The 20,742-nt window shown below is 47.3% G+C and carries 16 protein-coding genes; 9 read left to right on the top strand and 7 right to left on the bottom strand.

All coding sequences use genetic code 11. The features are described 5' to 3' along the window. The first annotated feature begins 35 nt into the window (after positions 1-35). From LZG73_RS01170 to LZG73_RS01205, 8 genes are all read left to right on the top strand, one after another. The gene (locus tag LZG73_RS01170) at positions 36-995 is read left to right on the top strand and encodes an AraC family transcriptional regulator (RefSeq protein ID WP_233845663.1); all 960 of its coding nucleotides are present in this window, start codon (positions 36-38) and stop codon (positions 993-995) included. 186 nt (positions 996-1,181) lie between these two features. Further along, positions 1,182-1,706, top strand: a complete 525-nt coding sequence (locus LZG73_RS01175; RefSeq protein WP_233845664.1) for a hypothetical protein — start codon at positions 1,182-1,184, stop codon at positions 1,704-1,706. A gap of 27 nt (positions 1,707-1,733) precedes the next feature. After that, entirely contained in the window at positions 1,734-2,321 is a 588-nt protein-coding gene (locus LZG73_RS01180; RefSeq protein WP_233845665.1) for a cysteine hydrolase family protein, read from the top strand. Positions 2,322-2,455: 134 nt separating this feature from the next. Continuing rightward, the gene (locus LZG73_RS01185; RefSeq protein WP_233845666.1) at positions 2,456-5,611 is read left to right on the top strand and encodes a SusC/RagA family TonB-linked outer membrane protein; all 3,156 of its coding nucleotides are present in this window, start codon (positions 2,456-2,458) and stop codon (positions 5,609-5,611) included. A gap of 12 nt (positions 5,612-5,623) precedes the next feature. Continuing rightward, positions 5,624-7,096, top strand: coding sequence for a SusD/RagB family nutrient-binding outer membrane lipoprotein (locus tag LZG73_RS01190; RefSeq protein ID WP_233845667.1), 1,473 nt, complete (start codon positions 5,624-5,626; stop codon positions 7,094-7,096). Positions 7,097-7,131: 35 nt separating this feature from the next. Next, entirely contained in the window at positions 7,132-9,477 is a 2,346-nt protein-coding gene (locus tag LZG73_RS01195) for an alkaline phosphatase family protein (protein ID WP_233845668.1), read from the top strand. A 75-nt stretch (positions 9,478-9,552) separates the two neighbouring features. Further along, positions 9,553-9,972, top strand: coding sequence for a hypothetical protein (locus LZG73_RS01200; protein ID WP_233845669.1), 420 nt, complete (start codon positions 9,553-9,555; stop codon positions 9,970-9,972). Positions 9,973-10,108: 136 nt separating this feature from the next. Beyond that, positions 10,109-10,462: an SdpI family protein gene (locus LZG73_RS01205; protein ID WP_233845670.1), complete on the top strand. Its 354-nt coding sequence runs from the start codon at positions 10,109-10,111 to the stop codon at positions 10,460-10,462. A 51-nt stretch (positions 10,463-10,513) separates the two neighbouring features. On the opposite strand, the gene LZG73_RS01210 is transcribed toward LZG73_RS01205, so the two are convergent. Further along, positions 10,514-10,684 (bottom strand): hypothetical protein, encoded by a 171-nt coding sequence (locus LZG73_RS01210; protein ID WP_233845671.1) that lies wholly within the window; start codon positions 10,682-10,684, stop codon positions 10,514-10,516. A gap of 84 nt (positions 10,685-10,768) precedes the next feature. On the opposite strand from LZG73_RS01210, the gene LZG73_RS01215 reads away from it, so the two are divergent. Next, positions 10,769-11,209: a carboxymuconolactone decarboxylase family protein gene (locus LZG73_RS01215; protein WP_233845672.1), complete on the top strand. Its 441-nt coding sequence runs from the start codon at positions 10,769-10,771 to the stop codon at positions 11,207-11,209. 17 nt (positions 11,210-11,226) lie between these two features. Here LZG73_RS01215 and LZG73_RS01220 read toward each other — a convergent pair whose 3' ends face one another. The 6 genes from LZG73_RS01220 to LZG73_RS01245 all read right to left on the bottom strand — a co-directional run bounded on the left by LZG73_RS01220 (position 11,227) and on the right by LZG73_RS01245 (position 20,713). Further along, positions 11,227-12,846 (bottom strand): mechanosensitive ion channel family protein, encoded by a 1,620-nt coding sequence (locus LZG73_RS01220; protein WP_233845673.1) that lies wholly within the window; start codon positions 12,844-12,846, stop codon positions 11,227-11,229. Between the two features lie 67 nt (positions 12,847-12,913). Continuing rightward, the gene (locus LZG73_RS01225) at positions 12,914-13,999 is read right to left on the bottom strand and encodes an endo-1,4-beta-xylanase (RefSeq protein ID WP_233845674.1); all 1,086 of its coding nucleotides are present in this window, start codon (positions 13,997-13,999) and stop codon (positions 12,914-12,916) included. A 28-nt stretch (positions 14,000-14,027) separates the two neighbouring features. Further along, complete coding sequence (locus LZG73_RS01230; protein ID WP_233845675.1) at positions 14,028-15,953, bottom strand: alpha/beta hydrolase-fold protein; 1,926 nt, start codon at positions 15,951-15,953, stop codon at positions 14,028-14,030. Between the two features lie 58 nt (positions 15,954-16,011). Beyond that, positions 16,012-16,533: a VOC family protein gene (locus tag LZG73_RS01235; protein WP_233845676.1), complete on the bottom strand. Its 522-nt coding sequence runs from the start codon at positions 16,531-16,533 to the stop codon at positions 16,012-16,014. 7 nt (positions 16,534-16,540) lie between these two features. Continuing rightward, positions 16,541-18,220 (bottom strand): glycoside hydrolase family 43 protein, encoded by a 1,680-nt coding sequence (locus LZG73_RS01240; RefSeq protein ID WP_233845677.1) that lies wholly within the window; start codon positions 18,218-18,220, stop codon positions 16,541-16,543. A gap of 33 nt (positions 18,221-18,253) precedes the next feature. Further along, entirely contained in the window at positions 18,254-20,713 is a 2,460-nt protein-coding gene (locus tag LZG73_RS01245; protein WP_233845678.1) for a glycosyl hydrolase family 95 catalytic domain-containing protein, read from the bottom strand. Positions 20,714-20,742 lie beyond the last annotated feature (29 nt).

Below are 20,742 nucleotides of genomic sequence, written 5' to 3' on the forward strand. Positions count from 1 at the left end.
TAAAATAACCCTTAATGTTATTAAAATAGTCGCAAATGAAAATCTCGATCACTGATAAAGGCTCAGGCATTGCGCTTGAATTTGGCAAGGCGATTGGTGCGACCGTGGATGGACGGTTCATTAATATTCCGGAAAATAAGGGAGCGGGCTATCTCACGGGCTTTTCCTGGGGAAGCGATTTACGCATGATGATCCGCAATTATCATCTCAAAGAGGATGTCTTTGTAGAGCGGACCAATGAGCTTGCCGAAGGTCAGGAAGACATCATTTTCCGACTAAACGGGATTTTCTCGTCACTCGCAGATCCGGCAGGACAGTTGTTGGCAGAGCAAGCGAACATTTTGATCTGTCGGCATGCTGTTTCAACCATCATGGCCATGCCTTCAAACACGGTTTTTGGCAGTGTGACAATCGCAGTTTCCAAGCAGTATTTGCATCAGTTGTTCGGACAAATAGATCATCCCGTTGTCGCAAGTGTTTTGGAGGCCAAAGATAATTTTGTATTTGAAACCGGCATTTCGCCCGAAATAATCAATGCTGCGGCAGATATGCTCGATCAACCCGTTCCGCAAAGCATTGAAAGGCATTATTATAAGTTGAAATGTGAGGAACTGCTTTGTTACATTTTCACAACTTTAATGCAGCGTGAAGCCGTGCCCATCAGCGCGATGCACATCAAGGATATTAAAGCCATTTATGCCGTAAAGGCTTATTTACAGGCACATTTTGATAAACCGCCCAACATTGCAGCACTGGCCAGAGAGGCGGGAATGAGTGAGCCTAAACTTCGAAAGCTGTTCAAACAGACATTTGGAAAAGGCGTTTTTGAATATTATCAATCGGGTCGGATGCAGAAAGCAGCGCAGTTGCTCCGGGAAAATCGGTTAACAGTTTCAGAAGTGGGTTATCAGCTGGGCTTTACCAATCTCAGCCATTTTTCAAGAGTTTTTGAACAATATATCGGCATGAAGCCAAAGAAATATTCAGCAATGTAAATGCTCTAAAACGCCAGTTCACTGTGCCGGAATAACATTTCACCGAACCAACGCTTCATTTGACATACATTCCGATTCCTTCGTAAGAGCTCAAAAGCCACTTTTGCAGAAACAAAAAGCAATCGCATGAGCCGCCGTTTGCATGCATGCGACTTTTGGAATCATTATTTATTATAAAATCCAGCCATGAATTTAACTACAACAATCGCAGGCTTTGGCCTGCTCGTGAACCTTTTTGCCTGTCAGGAAAGCAGCGAACCTGCAACCACCTCGCACAAAAGCACATTAACACTAACATTTGACGGAAAGACCAAAACTTACACTGACGCCAGCATATCCGAAGGAAAACTTGGGTCAATCGTAAGCATTGGCATCACGGCGGGCTCAAATGAAACGGGTTATCTTTCCCTGACTGCATTCGGCAATAAGGCTGGCACTTATCCTTATAAACAGGATATCAACGAATACAAACAAGTTGGCCAGGTTGAATATAAAACGGGCGGAACGGTGTTTAACAATTATTTTGTAAAAATCTGTCCTGACAAATCAGGCTATTTCTCAACGGTAGGAGAAATAAAAATCACGGAATACACGCCCGAGAAACACGCCAAAGGCACATTCACCGGCGCATTGCTCGATGCCAACAGTCAAGATGAATGTAACCCGAAAAGCAAATCTTTCAGCGGAGCGTTTGATATAACGGTCGACTGATCAATATTTTAGAAGAAGCACATTACAATGAACAGACTTTTTAAAGATTCCCCAGCATTGATTCTGATTGATTTTCAAAAGGCTTTTGAAGATGAAGCTTTTTGGGGCGGGTCCAGAAATAATCCGAATGCAGAAGCGAATGCAAAACATTTGCTTGAACATTGGCGAGCCAATCATTTGCCATTGTATCACATTCAGCATATTTCGGTTAACCCGGATGCAAAACATGGAGCCAACAGCCCAGGCCATGCGTTCATGGATATTTTCCAGCCGCTGCCAGGAGAAACGATCGTTCAAAAATCTGTCAACAGCGCCTTCATCGGCACCGACCTGAAAGAACAGTTGGACTCAAAGGGGATTCGGACATTGGTCATTGCAGGCCTGACGACCGACCATTGCGTATCAACAACAACCCGCATGGCGGGCAACCTTGGTTATGAGACATTTATCGTGGCGGATGCGACTGCAACTTTTGGGAAAACCGGCATAAATGGTCAACATTATGACGGCGAGATGATGCATCAAACCGCATTGGCTCAACTGAATGGAGAGTTTGCAACGGTGGTTTATACGCAGCAAGTGATCGATTCGCTGGCTCATAAAGCCAATTTCTAACGTAACAATTCAATAATCTGCGCTTAACATTGGTCTTCTGATAGCAAGATACCTTTGGGGTTTTAAAAAACGAGCTGGCGCCGTTCGGCAGGCGCCAGCTCACGTTTTGGTTCATCACTTAACCCCTAAGACCAATGAAGAAAATTCTATTACGAGCCATTCTTGCATTGCTCGTCGGTTGTTGCATTACACCGCAACTGTCCGCACAATCCATGACCATCAGCGGTAAGGTTACCGCTCTCACCGGCGAGGCACTCCCGGGCGTCAGCATTCTCGTGAAAGGCACAAGTTCCGGCACGACGACGGATGCAAACGGTGCTTACGCGCTCGCCGCGCCTTCCAGCAAATCTGTCCTGATTTTCTCTGCCATTGGTTTTCTTTCTCAGGAGGAACCTGTTGGCAGCAGAAGTGTGATTGACCTTACATTAAAAGAAGACACGAAGATCCTCAACGAAGTGGTTGTGACCGCATTAGGGATCAAAAGAGAAGAGAAATCCCTCGGTTTCGCTGCGCAGACGATCAATGAAAATGCGGTAAAAGATGCCAAATCCAACAACTGGGTGAACACACTTTCCGGAAAAGTGGCGGGTCTGAACATTCAGGGCGCAGGCGCAGGTCCAATGGGTTCGGCGCGCATAACATTGCGTGGAGAATCGTCATTGAACCTGGACAATAACCAGGCGCTGATCGTGGTTGACGGCGTTCCTGTTAGCAGCCGCATTACCGGAACGGGTTTCAATTCCCACCTTTCTGCGGACAGTCCGGTCGATTACGGTTCCAGCTTATCCGACATTAATCCCGATGATATTGAGAAAGTTACGGTTTTGAAAGGTCCGGGCGCGACTGCACTTTACGGAAGCAGGGCCGCGGGCGGAGCGATCATTATAACCACCAAATCTGGCGTGCGCCAGGACAAAGGCATTGGCATAACGGTCAATTCCAATTTCAGTTTTGAACAAGTAAACCGCTATCCTGATTACCAGTTTGAATATGGCGAAGGAAGAAGCGGCGCATATTTCTCCTATCTCGACAGCGAAGACGGTCCAAACACTGCCACAACCGTGGCTGCCGGAAGAGCCTGGGGACCAAAGTTTGATGGGCAAATGTATTATCAGTTTAATCCGGACGCACCAGACGGCCGCCCGACTGTGCGCACGCCGTGGGTTGCGAATAAGGATTACATTTCCGGATTTTTCCAAACAGGGACGACATTCTCAAACAGCGTTTCCATAGAAGGCGGCGGCGAAAATGGCTCTGCGCGCCTGTCTCTGACGCATATGAAAAACAAATGGATCATTCCAAATACAGGTTTTGAACGTCTTAATGCGGCACTTTCGGTTAGTCAAAAGGTTTCCAGGAGACTAAAAATCAATGGGAAGGCCAATTATACCAACAAGAAAAGCGACAACCTTCCTATGGCGGGTTACAACAACCAGTCGCTCATGTATTTCCTGATTTTGGGAACAACGCCGAACATTAAGCCGGAATGGTTTAAGCCTTACTGGGAGCCGGGATTGGAGAATGTGAAGCAGCGCAGTCCCTTCAACCCAACGCCTGACAACCCTTATCTGGGCATGTATGAAATGCTCAACAAGATGAACAAGCACGGTTTTATCGGAAATCTTTCGGCCAATTATGAGATCTCGCCAAAGTTCGATTTGCTTGTTCGGACAGGTTTGGATATGGCATTCGAATTCCGTTCGCAGCAGCGTCCTTTCAGCATGACCCGTTATCCGCGCGGCATGTATCGCGAGCAGAATGTATTCACTTACGAGTCCAACACCGACTTTTTGCTCAACTATAAAGACAAGATCGCGAACCTGATCGACGTCACGGCTTCTGCCGGAGGAAATGCAATGCGTCAGTCTTACGATTTTGCGGGCTTGTATGCCGACCAGCTTGCGCAGCCAGGCATTTATCAGATTTCCAACAGTTTAGACCAGGCCGTTGCTGATCCTTTGAAAACCAAAAAAGCGATTAATAGCATTTACGCCGCAACACAGTTCTCCTGGGATGAAAAAATATTCGTGGACATCACCGGCCGGAATGACTGGTCGAGCACATTGCCTTACGGGAACAATTCGTTTTTCTATCCTTCCGTCAGTTCCAGCTTTTTGTTAAATGAACTTTTTACGCTTCCGAAAGCAGTTTCATTTGCCAAATTTCGTGCTTCATGGGCGCAGGTTGGAAACGATACAAGACCTTATCAAACAGCACGTTACTACGACCGCATTTACGGAAACAGTTTCACCAACTCTTCCACCCTATTTAATGCCGACCTGAAACCAGAGATCACAGCGAGTTATGAATTTGGATTGGATGTTCGCCTGCTCAAAAACCTCGTTGGCCTCGACGTTGCATACTATAACAATAACAGCCGCAACCAGATCCTGGCCATTCCGTTGGACCCGGTTTCAGGTTATTCCAATGCATTGATCAATGCAGGACTGATCAACAGCCGCGGGGTCGAAATCAAGCTGACGGGCAAGCCTGTTACCAACAAAAATTTCAGCTGGAATACCACATTGCTTTGGTCAAGAAACCGGAGTTATGTGAAAGAGCTGGCTTCCGGAATTACGAACCAGGTGATTTACGCGCACAACACAAATGTGAGCATTGAAGCCCGCGTAGGCGGATTGATGGGCGATATGTATGGCCGCGGATTCCAGCGCGCGCCGGATGGTCAGATCATTTATTCGTCGGTAGGACTTCCTGCTGCATTGGACCCGACAGCCAAGAAATGGGGCAATGCTTTCGCGGATTGGAAAGCCAGTTTTTCCAATGAATTTACCATCAAAAATGTGCGCGTAAGTCTCTTGCTTGACGGACAAAAAGGCGGCGACATGTTCTCGCAAACGTCTCACAAGAACAATACATTGGGCAAAACAAAAGTAACATTGCCTGGCCGCGATGATGGGATTATTGGTCAAGGTGTGGTGAAACAGCCGGACGGAAGCTTTACGCCGAACACGGTAAAAGTGCCCGCCAGCTCCTATTATGACAACTATTACCAGATCGCGAATGCCGAAACAAACATTTTCGATGCTTCCTTCCTGAAAATTCGCGAAGTGCGCATAGAGTTTAATTTGCCACAAGCATTGCTTTCGAGGATCGGCGTGCGTCAGACGAGCCTGGCCGTTTTCGGGAGAGACCTTTACAATTTTACCAAATTCCCGGGCTTTGATCCCGAAGGCGGAAACCTGAACAACGGCACGCTTACGCCAGGTGTCGAGCTCGCGCAGTTTCCTTCCACGCGGACCATGGGCATGAACCTTACCCTGAAATTTTAATCCAAAAAAATCATGTTTAAAAAAGCATATATTTTACTGCTGCTGACCGTTTTGGTGTCCTGCACCAACAACTTCGAAGAGCTCAATACAGACCCTAACCGCCCGAAAGAAATCACGCCGGGTGTAATGTTGGGACAATTGCAATATCAGATCGTGAACAGCACGGTGAATGCAAGCCGCAATTTTACACACGAGCTGATGCAGGTGGATGCGCCACGGGCCAGCGCGGGCGGCGGCGGGCTGCACCGTTACATTGTGAGTCCGGGAAGTGGTGTTTGGAGTAATTTTTATTCGTATCTCAATGATATCGAGGACATTTACATCATTGCCGACAAGCTGAATGAAAACAATTACAAAGCCATTTCGCTGATTTACAAAACCTGGGCCTACTCAATTCTAACAGATCTTTATGGCGACGTGCCCTATTCGCAGGCGACCAAGGCCATTGAAGGAAATTTCAAGCCGACTTTTGACAAACAAAAGGACATTTACATTCAGCTTTTGAAAAACCTTGAAACGGCAAACAGTCTGCTGGACGACACGAAGGCGCTGACTTACGGTGGCGACATGCTTTACAACGCCAATGCATTATCGGGTGGAAAAAATCCGGGGATCGCCAAATGGAAGAAGTTTTGCAACTCGCTAAGATTGAGATTGTTGCTACGCATTTCCAAAAGAGAAGGTGAAGTAAATGTAAAGGAGCAGATCACCGCTATCCTCGCCGACCCGGCTGCCAATCCCGTTTTCACAGCCAATGCAGAGGAAGCAATTTTCAGATACCCTGGCACATTTCCTTTTTTCAATCCATTTTATAACGCAAGACAGGTTGACTGGCGGGACGGAAATTACTACACGAAATTTTTCATGGACCGCATGAATGACCTCGGCGATCCGCGTCGTGCAGCCTGGGCAACCCAAGTGAAAGCCGGCACGGAAAACGTGTTCCGCGGCATTGAAAGTGGTTATCCCACAACCCTGGAATACGCAGTTGGAAGCAATTCCAGTTATTCGGATGCATTGAAAACATTGCCGCAACTAGGCGTGATGATGACCTATTCGGAAGTTGAATTCATCAAAGCAGAACTTGCATTGAAAGGATTTAAAACCGGCGCGACTGCCGAGCAACATTACGAATCGGGCATTGCGGCATCATTGACGCAATGGGGAACGATAATGCCAGCAGGATTTTTGAAACAGCCAGGCATCGCATTCAATGCGGCGGCCACGTCTGAAAAACAATTGGAGCAGATTATGCTGCAAAAATATTATGCATTCTTTTTTGTGGATTACCAGTCGTGGTTCGAAAAGCGCAGAACGGGTTATCCACTGTTGCCTCGCGGTGCGGGCATTCCGGCTGAAAATACATTCCCTTTCCGCGTGCCCTACCCTACTTACTTGCAGTCGCTTAACCCCGAAGCGCTGGCCGGAGCCGTGGCATCAATGGGCGGTGATGACAGCGACATCAAGGTTTGGTGGGACAAATAGATCTTAAAATTCAATTCAGATTTCAATTTTTCAACATGATTTTTACAAATAAAATCGCCACCTGGGCAGTCCTGTTTATATGGACTGCCCTCGCGGCAAATAGCGCTCAGGCGCAAAAAACGCAAATTAAAATGCCCGAACGCGGCTTGTGTGCACACCGCGGCTGCATGGATACGCACCCGGAAAACACGTTGCCTGCATTCAAAGAGGCGGTGAGATTAGGCGCCCAAATGATCGAGTTCGACATTCAGCTGACGAAAGACAGCGCCATGGTGATCATGCACGACGACGGCGTGGATCGCACCACGAATGGAACGGGCAATGTTGCCGATTTGACTTTCGCACAAGTCCGGGCACTCGACGCAGGGATCAAGAAGTCCGAGAAGTTCAAAGGAACGCAGGTTCCGACATTTGAAGAAACGCTTGCGATGATGCCCAACAATGTGTGGCTCAACTGCCATTTGAAAGGCGACGAAGCCGTGGGCGCGAAAGCAGCTGAATTGCTGGCAAAATCCGGGCGACTGCACCAGGCTTTTTTGACTTGTTCGGAAAAAGCAGCGAAGGCGGCGCGCCAAGTTGTTCCAAATATCAAAATCTGCAACGGCGAAAACAGTTACCGGAAAAACACGCCGAAATACGTGCAAGCCACGATTGACATGAAAGCAGATTTCATCCAGTTGCTCCGCCACGAACCGGGCGAGGACAGGACGGCACAAATGCAGGCTTTGAAGAAAAACGATGTAAAAATCAGTTATTTCTATGCCAAAACGCCTGACGAGCTAAGTAAGCTTTATAACGAGGGCGTTGATTTTGTGCTGGTCAATAATGTTGCGGACTTCACTCCGGAGGCAAAGAAGCTTGGCATTGAGCCGGTCACTCCGACTTACGCGGCTGCAAAAAAATTGGGACAAAAATCTTCGCAATCCGGCAATGTTGCCAACAAAAACAAAACGCTGATCGTCTTCTTCGACGGCCTTCGCCCGGATTACATTACGCAGGAGCAAATGCCGAATTTGTACAAATTCAAACAAAAAGCTTCACACGGAAAACAGCATCACAGCGTGTTTCCGACGGTTACCCGGGTGAACTCGTCTTCGTATGCAACCGGCTCTTATCCCGGCACGCACGGTTTACTTGGCAATTCCATTTATTTTCCAAAAGTGAGTCCTAATAAGGCAATCGGCACCACTTATGAAGAACTGATGAAAGTGCAGGAATCGGAAGGGGGAAAGTTGCTGACGGCGGTTTCGCTCGGCGAGGTTTTGGATTCGGCTGGGGAGAAAATGATGGTTTTCAGCTCAGGAACGACCGGCCAGGCATTCTTGCAAAATCATAAGGTTGGCAACGGCGCGATCATTAACCATGAGCTGATCCTGCCGGAATCGTTTAAAGCCCAGGTGATGTCGGACATTGGCCCGATGCCCAAAGGAACCGGCGACATTTTTATCAAGCATAAATGGGTGGCTGATGCATTGCTGCATTATGGAATAAAAAACGACGGGCCGCTAGTGAGTGCAGTCTGGTTTTCCGATCCGGATGGCGCGGCGCACCGCTATGGCATTGGTTCTGAGCAGGCTGTCTCGGCCATCAAATATGTGGATGCACAATTCGGGCGTATTCTGGATTCACTTTCTAGCAGCGGTTTGAGAGAGAAATTCAACATTCTCATCTCCACAGATCACGGATTTGTGACACACACGGGCAAGCAAAACCTGAGCGAATTGCTCATATCGGAAGGTTTGAAAAAGGATAAAGATTCCGACGATGTCGTGATTGCCGAAGGTGCCATTTATGTGAAAGATCATCAGGAAGATTTGATCAAAAAGATTGTCGCCACATTGCACAAAACGGATTTTATCGGGGCTGTTTTTACCAAACCAAAAAAGAAAGGCGATATGACGGGCTGGGTCGCTGGCACATTGTCATTCGACGCCATTCATTACAATCACCCGACGCGTTCCGGTGACATTCTGGTTGCGCCGAATTGGAATGATGATAAAAATGACAAAGGCTTTGCCGGAACGGATTTTTCAGGAGGCGTTGCCGGTCACGGCGGATCAAGTCCCTACGAAATCAACATTGCGCTTTTCGCCGATGGCCCTGATTTCAAAGATGCATTCACGAGCGAATTACCCACTTCCAACGTTGACATCGCGCCCACTGTGCTTGCACTTTACGGCTTGAAAGTCCCTTCGGAAATGGACGGACGTGTGCTCTCCGAATATCTGCAAAACAAACCGGGCGACAATAAAAAAGCTAAAAAACAAGTGATTAAGACCGAAGCCAAATATCCATGGGGCTCTTACAAGCTCAATCTGGAAATGTCCACATTAGGCGATTATAAATATTTCGATTTTACCAAAACAGAAAGAATAAAGTAAGGCGATAGTAAATATGAACCAGCCTTCTCATTAACTGAATTCGAGGCAATCCCAAGCCAAAGCGGTTTCGAAGCAATGATGAAATCAAAAACATTAAAAAACATTTTGATTGTTATTTCAATCGTGGCTGGATTGCTGTTGCTGAAATTGTTTTTATTAAGCGGGCACTATTCGAAAATGATTGTGACGAAACCTGTCGGGAAACGCAAACTTACATTTGTCCCGTACAAAGACAGCAACGCCTTCCTGACAGTTGGATTAGATGGACTTTCGAACGAAAATTATACAATCAAAATTGACGCTTACTATTATGATAGTGAGTCAAAAAGAGACAAACTTACAAGCTCCGAAGTTATTCAAATCCCTGGTGGACGCGTTGAAGCTAGTTTTCAAAGAGATTATTACGGGAGTAAAGGAAAGGGTAAAGTTGAAGTGACCTTAACGCGCTCCGATTCAGCATTAGGAGAAATCGAAGTAACATTGACTATCAATTAGGTCAGGGCTTAACTTAGCTCGGATTGACTTTCAACCAAACTCGCAATCCTAATGTTCGACATTCTCCACGTCCCCACGAACGCGAGTGGTTATATTACGAAGCGGGTTTTTGAGTAGTTTTAATTAACTTCCCAACATGAACATCATACTCGTAGGGCACTTAGCATTCATGGCGGTTAGCTTGGGGGTCGCCATTTTTATGAGGTTTTTAAAAGCTGATAAAATTAATCCGCTTGTTGGATATCGGACGGCTTTGTCTGTGAAAAATGAAGGCACCTGGGCGGAAGCAAATCGTCAGAGTGCTGGCATTCAGCTTTGGATGGCGATAGCGTTTTGCGTGCTTAGCGCCGGCTCTTATATTTTTATAGGTGGGTTAACGTCATTCTATCTTTGCAGTTTTCTGCTCGCTTTAACTTCAATTTTGGTAATTCCAATTACAGAATACAACTTAAAAAGAAAGTTTGACAGCAATGGCAACCGTCGTGATTGAGTCTGAATTATGTCAAAATTAATCGCATGCCGCGTTTGCAATCAGCCTGTGTCAGAGACAGCTGAATTCTGCCCGCATTGCGGCGAAAAAGAACCCAACAAAACCGTTTTCAAATTCCAACTGATTTTCTTCACTGCCATCTTCCTCGTTGGTTTGATCTTCGTCCTTTATAAATGTGTTTCGTAGGATTGAAACAGAATCTTTGTTTTTTAAACTAAGCAAAATCCGTTCTTAAACCAGTTTAAGTTTTCCCACTCCGGCAACCCCGATTTTTGTATTGTCAATAAGATTTAAACAAAAACAGTTATGAAAAATCGGGTAAACATCAATGCGACTCAGCCTCAGGCTTACAAGGCTATGTATGCCTTGGAACGTTATTTAGAGACCACTCAATTGTCAAAAACACATAAAGAGCTGGTAAAAATAAGGGCCTCGCAGATCAACGGCTGCGCATTCTGCATTGATATGCATACAAAGGATGCGCTGCAACAAGGAGAAACCATTCAGCGCATTGTATTGCTGGATGCGTGGAGAGAAACCAAATTGTTCACGGCGGAAGAAAGAGTCGTTCTGGCTGTGACCGAAGCAGTTACGCTCATTCACAAAGGCGGCATTAGCGACGAATTATATCAGGAAGCGGAAAATGTGCTTGGCAGCGAATACGTGGCCCAGTTGATCATGGCCATCGCGACGATCAACGCCTGGAACCGCATTGCCATCAGCACACATTTGCAGCCGGGCGAGTAATTAAAGCGATGCTGCCCCTACTGGGCCAGGGAAACGGTCTGCGACGAAATCACGAAACTCGTGCCGCTGCCGGTGATCACGTCCATCATTTTCAAGAGCAGCTCCTCCTGAATCTCGAGAAAAACGTTCATGTCGGCCGTATCAATGTAAGCGAAAACTTCAATTTTGACGCCGCTCAACCCTACTTCAATAAACCGGACCCGCGCTGGGTCCGGATTTACGCGCGGGTGAGCCAGCAAAACATTCCGAAGGTCCTGAATCAGCTGCCGGATTTGGTCGGGCGTCGTTTCAACGCGCAGTGAAAATGTGGGATGAAACCAGAAACGCTCCCGGTATGCATAGTTCTCGATTTTGAGTGATGAAAGTTCGCCATTAGGCACGGTCACAATCGTGCGGTCATTGGTCCTGACTTGCGTGGCCCGCATGCCGATACGCTCTATGGTTCCGGTAATGTCGCCAATCTTGCAAAAGTCGCCTACACGCACAGGCTGATCGGCGATAATCGTGACGCTGCCGACGAAGTTTTCAACCGTTTTTTGCGTGCCCAATGCAAGGGCAATTCCACCGATTCCCAATGCCGCGATGCCCGTTGTTACATCAAAACCAAGTGTGTCCAGGATGATGATCACTCCGATGATTATCAACGCAATTTTCAGTGCCCTGCGAAGAAAAAGGATCGCCGACACCGCCGATTGGTTCCGATATCGCTTCATCCGCTGCTCGGTAACCCTGCCGATCACATCAAGCAACTGCCAGATCAGCAGCATGATAGCCACCACACCCACAATAAGGGTGACATTGCTGAATTGCTGACGCACAACGAGTGAAATGCCCGCTTCCCGGCTAAAAGACATGAAAAACCAAATGGCAAGATAAAGCTGGGCCGGAAGTGCAAATGCCTTGATAACCCCGATGTAAGGTTCCTCGCCTGCTTTTCTGTAAATCTTTGGGATCAGAAAAATGACAAGCCGGGCAAGCCCAAGCGTGATAAGATAAGATCCGATCAGCAGTAATATCGTGGCGATCCAATGTGAAACGGGCACTCCGCCCCACTTGCTATTCTGCAAAAATGCCGGCGAAACGTCGCTGATAAATGTGCTCGTTTCAATGTCGTCAGCGTTCAACGGAATTCGCTCGATTGTCTGCGTCGAAAACAGCCATACCGGATTGCCTTCCTTATCCTGGACACTTTCAAGAATCAGGTCATAGGAATCGTTGTCGATCGTTACAGCGCCAATCCGGTCTAGATTTGGACCCAGATTATCGTCCAGTTTCCCCTCGGGCTCGTTGCTGATCCAGGAATATGGATAAATGCGTCCGTTGACTTCCAGCATGGCCTGCAATGCTTTGGCCTGGCGAATGGTGTTCTGCTTCTTTTTCAACGCCGGGTCACGGCGAATGTAAAGCGCGGCTTTTCGGTAATCGTTTTGATAACTCGCTTTAATGAATCCATCGATCGTTCCGCGTGGCGTGCGGCGGCCCAAAGAATCGGGCGGATACACGGGCCGCTCAGGCTTTGCCGTATCCGACCGCATCATGGGCAGCTGGGCAAAGACATTCAATTGAATAAATAATATGAGCAGAAATCCGGGCAGCAGGCGCGTAACCAGGGATCTTAGGATGTTTATATTGAGCATTGTCGGGAGCACATTGATGCATTTGCACCGTAAATTACGTGCCAGACGAGCAAGAAAACAAAAGCTGCTAGAAATTGACTACTCCGTCAAAGGCTTTTTTCGGTTGATAATTTTGGTCAAATAACAATGGATAGTCCTTGCGATTCGGAACCGGAAAATTATCTAGCCAGGTCGATTTGTCGGAAACATTCCAGAATGTGACGCCAGTAACCGTGCCTTTGTATTTTCTGAATGTGTCAAAAAGCATCTTGTAATGCGCCGATTGTTTTTGCTCCATTTCCGCAGTGAATGTGCTCGTGTCATTCGTTTTCTTTTCCCTGCGTTCATGCTCTTTTGGATACACGGAAACATCCAGTTCGGTGATTTGAACGGCCAGGCCCAGGCTCGCAAACTGCGTGATAGACTTTTCCAGCTCTGCCTGCGTTGGCTCATAAATGGACCAATGCGCCTGCAATCCAACGCCGTGAATAGGCACGTTTTTGTCCTTCAATTTTTTTACCAACTGATATATCTTCTCCCTTTTAGCGACGCTTTCGGTGTTGTAATCATTGTAAAAAAGCTTAGCCTCAGGGTCTACGGCATGTGCATATTCAAATGCTTTTTCAATGTAATCCGGCCCAATGATCTGGTAAAATTTCGACGCTCTGTAAATGCTGTTGCTTGTGTCCGGAACAGCCTCATTAACAACGTCCCAGGCGTAAATTTTGCCTTTATAACGGGTCATGACATCGGTGATATGCTGCTTCAATCTGGCGAGCAATTCTTCACGCGAGACCTGTTTGCCAAGTGAGTCTGTGAAAAACCATTTCGGCGTCTGGTTATGCCAGCAAAGCGTGTGGCCTCTCACCTTGATGCCGTTTTGCTGTCCGAATGCAACAATCGCGTCGGCATCTTTCCAGTTGTAACGGTTTTGTTCCGGATGGATCGGCCCCATTTTCATCGCATTTTCGGGCGTAATGCTGTTGAATTGCTTTTTGATCAAATCTGATTCCGGACCAGACAAATTTCTCGGCGCAACCGCGACGCCAATCGGGAAAAAATCTTTGTATGCTTCTTTGAGCGATTTTTGGGCCAAAACGTTTTCCGAAGAAAACAATGCTGCCGAAACGGCCACACATTGAACCCAAAACCGCAAGGCTGATGATCTTACCATGATTTTATATTGATGAAATGAATGTTTGTTATTTGAATAAAAGCTGTGAAAACTGGAACAGATCGTGACGCCACACCGGCCATGAATGACCGCCGGGATACTCGCTGTAACTGTATTTGATTCCCATTTCGTCGAATTTCGCCAGCATTATTTTGCAGTTATTAAATGCAATATCCTCCTGCCCGCCCATTGAAATCCAAAAGTTTTTGAGATTGCCATTGATCTTCTCAGCATTGCTTTTCATGAATGCATATTGCGGATCGGTTAGCGTCGTATTGTTTGCAAACCAGCCCGAACTGAACACGCCCAGCGATGAGAACATTTCCGTGTTTTTAATGCCCGCATACAAAGTTTGCAATCCGCCCAGAGACAACCCCGCAAGTGCCCGGTTTTTCGCGTCCGTCTCTGCCTTGAAGTTGCTTTCAACAAACGGAATGGCACTGACTTTCAATTCGTTTTCAAATTGTTTGAGGACATTTTCATTGAAGCCCGCCATTCCGCTGGCACCGCCCATATTGCCGTCCAGCATTACAATGATCATGGGTTTGGCTTTTCCTTCTGCAATCAGATTGTCCAAAATGAGATCTGTTTTGCCTTGCGTGGCCCATCCTCTTTGATCTTCGCCGCCTCCGTGCAGCAAATAAAGCACCGGATATTTTTCAGCGGATTTGTCATAGCCTGGCGGCGTGTAAACATACATTTCCCGCCACGAACCCATTGTTTTTGACAAATATTTTTTGATGCGGATTTCACCGTGCGGCACATCGCGCAATGCATAGTAACCACCATTCCGATAAGGAATTTCAATGCCGCTCGCCATTCGTCCCATGCCGTAAAAAGCCTCGCTCGCCGGATCAACGACAGCAACGCCGTCCACGATCAACGAATAATAGTGAAACCCTTTGCCGATGGAATCAGTCGTGACGGCCCAGTAACCACCGGTGTCTTTTGCCATTTCGTATTTTTTGCCCAGGTCAATCTGCACTTTCTGCGCCTCGGGCGCTTTCACGCGAAACACAACCCGGTTATCAGGAAGGATCTGAGGATATTGCGCGGAACGAATGTTCGTAGCGGCACGCGAACCGAGCATGGTGTATTTGGTTAAAGAAGCATTGTCAACCGGCTTGAATAAAAACTGGGAGAACATGTACAAACCATTTTTCCAAACTTTAAAATCATGAATGCCAGGCTCAATGTAATAGATATGCGGCACATCGTGCTCGAACAGATAATCATGCGTCCGCTTGCTGAATGAGATCAAACGGTCGTTGTCGCCGCAGGATATGAATAGCAGTTTGAGTTTCTTTTTTGCCTCCTCCGGATTGGGCATGAGCTCGGCAGGAACCTTCGTGTTAGGTGCGGATGAAAATCCGCCTACCCATGCAAATTGATCCAGATTTCCCAAGCCAAAGTTCAGCGACTGGCCACCGCCCATCGACAGCCCTGCAATGGCACGGTGCTCGCGGTCTTTCAAAACCGGATATTTGCTTTCGATAAATGGAATGAGATCTTTTAGCAAATCCTGTTCAAATGTGGCAAATGCAGCAACCTTGTCGGGAGCCATGATATTTCCCGTTGCGCGGTCGTCCTTCATGGCCCGGCCGTTGGGCATTACTACAATCATAGGTTCAATTTTCTTTTCTGCATAAAGACGGTCCAGAATCAACTGCGGATTGCCTCCTTTCAGCCATTCCTTTTCGTCTCCGCCAATGCCGTGCAGAAGATAGAAAACGGGATATTTTTTCTTTTTATTAAAACCAGGTGGCGTGTAAACCAGTGCTTTACGCTTGTTACCCACCGTTTTCGAATCATATTGGATCGAATCGATTTTACCCGTCGCAACGCCTGGCTGCACGGTGTCATAACCTTTCGGCATTTCTTTTAAAATCTCCTGCGCGTAACTCACCGAACCAGCGAGCATGAGGCACATTACAATTGATAAAATTTGTTTCATAGGTTGAGGAAACTGATTTTGCTTAGATAAAGAAAATTCTCCTTAATGCATTGTTCGACTATTCCATCGGCCCGATCAGCTCTACAAAAGTCCCGTCCGGATCCTGCACCAATACGAAATGCGCATCCTTGCTCAGCGGCGTTGGCGTGCTTCCCAGGAAAGTCACTTTCTGCGCTTTCAATCTTTCGATAATGGGTTTCAATGATTTCACTTGAATCGTAATGTATTGCGGGCCGTTATCGTCCTGAATGAACTTTTGCGTAGGGTGCGTTGCCTTTTTGCCAAAACTCATCAGTTTCCAATCGCTGGCTTCCGGGCTGTTTTCAAGTTTGAGAATGTTGACTTCGACGGCCTCGCCGCCTGTTAATCCACCGCGTTTTCCGAATTCCGCATTGATCGTGAAGTTCCCCGTTTTGACCATGCCAATTCCATTGACATAAAAATTCAAGGAGCGTTCCATGTCGGCAACGACCACGCCGACTCCGATTGTCTTACTTGTAAAATTTGACTGCGCATGAACCAGACTGCACAAAAGCAGCGCTGAAAAGGTTAATAGACTTCTAGAAATGGACTTTTGCATAGGTTATTTACTTGTTTTTGAATATTGAATCGTTACCGCTGTATTTCAAATATTTAAAGGAAGCCGAGTTGGCTGTTTGCTCGCCGGAAGAAGTCGCATACATGCCAAACAAACACCCGATAAAGCCGCCCGCAACCTCCGTGCTCAGGAACCTGGCGTCGACCTTGTCTTTAAGCAATTCCCAGGCATTGCCTTTGGAAAAATAAAAACTGTAAGCATCTCCTGCCGCCACAATGCGCAATTTTACCGGACCGGAAGCATCATTAACGGGCGTTTGAGCGAGTAATTCCATGCGCTTTTTATCAGCGCCGCTTTTATAAAGTTGTATAAAGGGTTTGCCTTTTTCAATCGATTTGCCAATGAAATAAAAGTGAGATTCGTCCTGAAAAATGGTCAAACCTGCTTTTTCCTTTTCCGATTTTGGCGCAAAGTCAAGTGAAGTTTCCGCTGTGCAAAAAAGATGCTGCTGACGTTTGCCGATGAATGATGGATTGCCCAATTCCATAATCGTTTCAGGCTTCAATTTCATGGTCAAACCGCTTTTCGGCGATAAGGAAAATGCGCTGCTGTCAATGGTCCGCATAAACAGCAGCGCCGGGTCCAGCTTCTTTTCAAATGTCAATGTATATTCAAAATTGCCGGATTGCGGAAGCGCATCCTTTTGCTTCACTTCCTTGAAATTGGCTTCATACGCGTATTTGATTTCCTTACTTCCCGGATTAATGATCGGCCAATCATCTTTCCATTCCACTGGTGCGATGAAGGTTTCGCGGCCTGTGTTGTAATAATTTCCTTCATAGGGCCTTACGGCAAGGAAAATGGCGTAAGTTTTGCCATCGGGCCCATCCACAAACTGCGCGTGACCAGCCGAAGTGATCGGATCTTTACGATCGTCGGGCAATCCTTTTTGTGTGAGAATGGGATTGTTTTCATAAGGAACAAATGGCCCCGAAACGGACTTGCTGCGGAAAACAACTTCTGTGTGATTAACCGACGTCCCGCCTTCGGCTGCATACAAATAATACCAGCCATTTCGCTTCATAATGTGCGGCGCTTCAATCCAAACCGGCTTTTTGCTAAGGTCCACGCCGCCGTTAACCAGCTGTTTCTCAGCTCCAATAACTTTTAATGTAACAGGATCGATCTCGTAAATCCGGATGGTTCGGTGACCGGAATACAAGGGCTTATGATCAGGCGCGTCACTGTTATAAACCATGTAAGCCTTGTTATCATCATCAAAAAACAGCGACGGATCAATGCCGCGCACCTGTGGAACCAAGATCGGATCGCTCCACGGACCGGCCGGATTTTTGGCTGTTACCACGAAGTTTCCGTCGTGATCAATGTCTGTGCAAGTGACGTAAAATGTGCCATTATGAAAGCCAATGGCAGGCGCGAAAAGTCCTCTTGTCAATTGTTCGCCCATGAAATCCATCTGCGATGGCCGGTCAATGACGTTTCCGATCTGCTTCCAGTTTTTCAGGTCTTTGCTATGAAAAACCGGAATGCCGGGAAAATAGGAGAATGTGGAGTTGACCAGATAATAATCTTCACCCACCTGAACCACGCTTGGATCGGGATAAAAGCCAGTCAATATCGGGTTGACCAACGTGATTGTTTGAGCCGAAACGCATTGCCCGAAAAACGTAAAAACAATTAATATTGCAGAAATAAAATGCTTGGTCATTTGCAAATCTGATCAAAAATAAATGCGTACAAATTACTGATTGACAAAGACATAGGACTTCCCAGCCACCGTAGGAACATCGTAAAGGAATGTTTGCCGAATGTCGGGTGCCGACAAGTTTGCCTTGGAAGATAATACAGCATTGGCCACTGCTTCGCTTTGGTAAAATGCATTGGAATTTTGTCCCGACGCAACATTCACCGCGTGACCGTCGGCAGATTTCAGCGCATTGGGCACACGCAGCCGGAGGTTTCCGCCTAACTTGGATTTCACTTCGACTTTTGTCAGCTTTCCATCCTTCCACTGCACATTCACAATTTCAAAACCTCCCTGCGCCAGCAATCCGCCAATGCTGCCGGTCTGCCAGACATCGGGAAGTGCCGGAAGTAAATGCACGGCGCCATCTGCACTCTGCATCAGCATTTCGGTGATGCCCGAGGTGCAGCCAAAGTTGCCGTCAATTTGAAACGGAGGATGCGCATCGAACAGGTTATTATAAGTGCCGCCTCCATCTTTTGTCGTTCCCAAAGGAGAGAGCTGACTTTTGATCAATGTAAAAGCATGATTCCCATCCTGCAACCGCGCCCACCAATTTACTTTCCAACCCATGCTCCAACCGGTGGACACGTCGCCGCGGTGCAGCAATGTCGTGCGCGCAGCCGAAAAGAGTTCGGGCGTGCGGTAAGCTGAGATTTGATCAGAAGGAAACAAACCATACAAGTGGGAAACGTGCCGGTGATGGTCATTCGGGTCGTCCACATCGTCCAGCCATTCCTGCAATTGCCCGTGCTGCCCCACATGCATTGGAGGCAGCCGCTTTCTCATTTGCCTGAGGGTGTCCGAGAATGCTGCATCTTTTTTCAATATTTCGGCAGCGCGAATGGTGCTGCTGAAAACGTCAAATGCAATTTGGTTATCCATCGTCGTTCCGGCATCCAGCGATGAGCCGTCGTGCGCGGCGGGCGCATTTTCCGGAGAACTTCCCGGGTTAACCACGAGCCAGTGATATTTGGGATGTTCGATCAGAAAGTCAGCATAAAAAGTGGCTGCGCCTTTTAAAACGGGGTAAATTTTGGCCAGATAAGCTTTGTCGCCATGATAAAGATAATGCTGCCACAAATGCTGGCTCGTCCAGCCGCCGCCCGCAATCCACATGCCCCAGAATGCGCCGTCGATGGCGCCGGTCGCACGCCAGATGTCGGTGTTGTGATGCGCCATCCAGCCTCTGGCGCCGTACATTGTTTTTGCTGTTTCCTGTCCGGTTTGAGATAATTCTTCGACCATTTTCAAAAAAGGCTCGTGCAGCTCGCTCAGGTTTGCACGCTCTGCGGGCCAGTAATTCATTTGCGCATTGATGTTGATCGTGTATTTGCTGTCCCAGGGCGGCATCATCTTATTGTTCCAGATTCCCTGCAAATTGGCAGGCTGCCCACCCGGCTGTGAACTCGAAATCAACAAGTAACGCCCGTATTGATAGTAAAGCGTAACCAGCTCAGGATCATTGACATTCCGGAAGTTTTGAAGCCTTTCATCCGTTGGCAAATTGCCCTGTTCCGTGGTGCCCAGGTCGAATTTTACACGTTTGAAATAATGCTGATATGCCGCAATGTGCGGATTCAAAATCGCAGTGAAGGATTTAGTCGAGGCTTTGTCGAGATAAGAAGCCGCAAGCGCGTTTTCGTCCCCGCTTACATCCTGATAGTTTTTAAAATTGGTTGCAATCGAAACGAAAATCGTGGCCGCATTGGCACCTGTCACAGTTAATGCCGTGTCGCTGGCCGTTACCGAGCCTCCTTCGGTTTTTATTCTTGTGATTCCCTTGAAGCGCACCATTCCCTTCACGCCTTCATGGTCGGCAGCCGTTCCTGCAATGGTGAGGTCCTTCGAAGTTGTGGTTTTGATTTGCTTGTTAATGTGCAGAGATGAGAAGGACGCATTGAAAGCCAGCTTGCCCGGTTTGTCCGCAGTTAACCGAATGACCATCACGCGATCCGGAAATGAGGCCAAAACTTCCCTAGTGTAATTTACGCCGTCGACTTGGTAGGTGGTTTTAGCAACCGCGCGTTCAATGTCCAACTCGCGATAATAGTTCGAGTAGTTTTCGTGCCCGTCAAATGTTAAGTGCAGTTCGCCAAGCGGCTGAAACAACTGCCCGTGCGACTTTTTTGTAATGATGGCTTTATTGGCCAGCTTTTCGGCTTCTTTCTGTTTTCCGTCAAAAATTAGTTGTCGAATTTCAGGCAATGCGGCCAATGCATCCGGATTATCGTTCCGATTGGGCCCGCCCGACCACAATGTATGCTCATTGAGCTGGATGGTTTCACTCACCACATTGCCATACACCATTCCGCCGAGTCTGCCATTCCCAACCGGCAATGCATTTTCCCAGGTTTTGCCCGACGGTTTGTTATACCAAAGCTTTTGCACACGCGGCGTTTGCGCATAACCAGCCAATGCAACTGCCATGAACAAAAGGCAGAAAATTCGTCTCATAAATACTTTGTTTCCATGCAAACTAATGT

Source organism: Dyadobacter sp. CY326 (assembly GCF_021390515.1).
Taxonomy (GTDB): domain Bacteria; phylum Bacteroidota; class Bacteroidia; order Cytophagales; family Spirosomataceae; genus Dyadobacter.

What these genes read in the sequence shown, in the direction of transcription:
- LZG73_RS01175 (WP_233845664.1), top strand. Translation starts at nt 1,182, where the DNA reads ATGAATTTAACTACAACAATCGCAGGCTTTGGCCTGCTCGTGAACCTT.
- LZG73_RS01200 (WP_233845669.1), top strand. Translation starts at nt 9,553, where the DNA reads ATGATGAAATCAAAAACATTAAAAAACATTTTGATTGTTATTTCAATC.
- LZG73_RS01240 (WP_233845677.1), bottom strand. Translation starts at nt 18,220, where the DNA reads ATGACCAAGCATTTTATTTCTGCAATATTAATTGTTTTTACGTTTTTC.
- LZG73_RS01185 (WP_233845666.1), top strand. Translation starts at nt 2,456, where the DNA reads ATGAAGAAAATTCTATTACGAGCCATTCTTGCATTGCTCGTCGGTTGT.
- LZG73_RS01215 (WP_233845672.1), top strand. Translation starts at nt 10,769, where the DNA reads ATGAAAAATCGGGTAAACATCAATGCGACTCAGCCTCAGGCTTACAAG.
- LZG73_RS01245 (WP_233845678.1), bottom strand. Translation starts at nt 20,713, where the DNA reads ATGAGACGAATTTTCTGCCTTTTGTTCATGGCAGTTGCATTGGCTGGT.
- LZG73_RS01190 (WP_233845667.1), top strand. Translation starts at nt 5,624, where the DNA reads ATGTTTAAAAAAGCATATATTTTACTGCTGCTGACCGTTTTGGTGTCC.
- LZG73_RS01220 (WP_233845673.1), bottom strand. Translation starts at nt 12,846, where the DNA reads ATGCTCAATATAAACATCCTAAGATCCCTGGTTACGCGCCTGCTGCCC.
- LZG73_RS01205 (WP_233845670.1), top strand. Translation starts at nt 10,109, where the DNA reads ATGAACATCATACTCGTAGGGCACTTAGCATTCATGGCGGTTAGCTTG.
- LZG73_RS01225 (WP_233845674.1), bottom strand. Translation starts at nt 13,999, where the DNA reads ATGGTAAGATCATCAGCCTTGCGGTTTTGGGTTCAATGTGTGGCCGTT.
- LZG73_RS01195 (WP_233845668.1), top strand. Translation starts at nt 7,132, where the DNA reads ATGATTTTTACAAATAAAATCGCCACCTGGGCAGTCCTGTTTATATGG.
- LZG73_RS01230 (WP_233845675.1), bottom strand. Translation starts at nt 15,953, where the DNA reads ATGAAACAAATTTTATCAATTGTAATGTGCCTCATGCTCGCTGGTTCG.
- LZG73_RS01180 (WP_233845665.1), top strand. Translation starts at nt 1,734, where the DNA reads ATGAACAGACTTTTTAAAGATTCCCCAGCATTGATTCTGATTGATTTT.
- LZG73_RS01170 (WP_233845663.1), top strand. Translation starts at nt 36, where the DNA reads ATGAAAATCTCGATCACTGATAAAGGCTCAGGCATTGCGCTTGAATTT.
- LZG73_RS01235 (WP_233845676.1), bottom strand. Translation starts at nt 16,533, where the DNA reads ATGCAAAAGTCCATTTCTAGAAGTCTATTAACCTTTTCAGCGCTGCTT.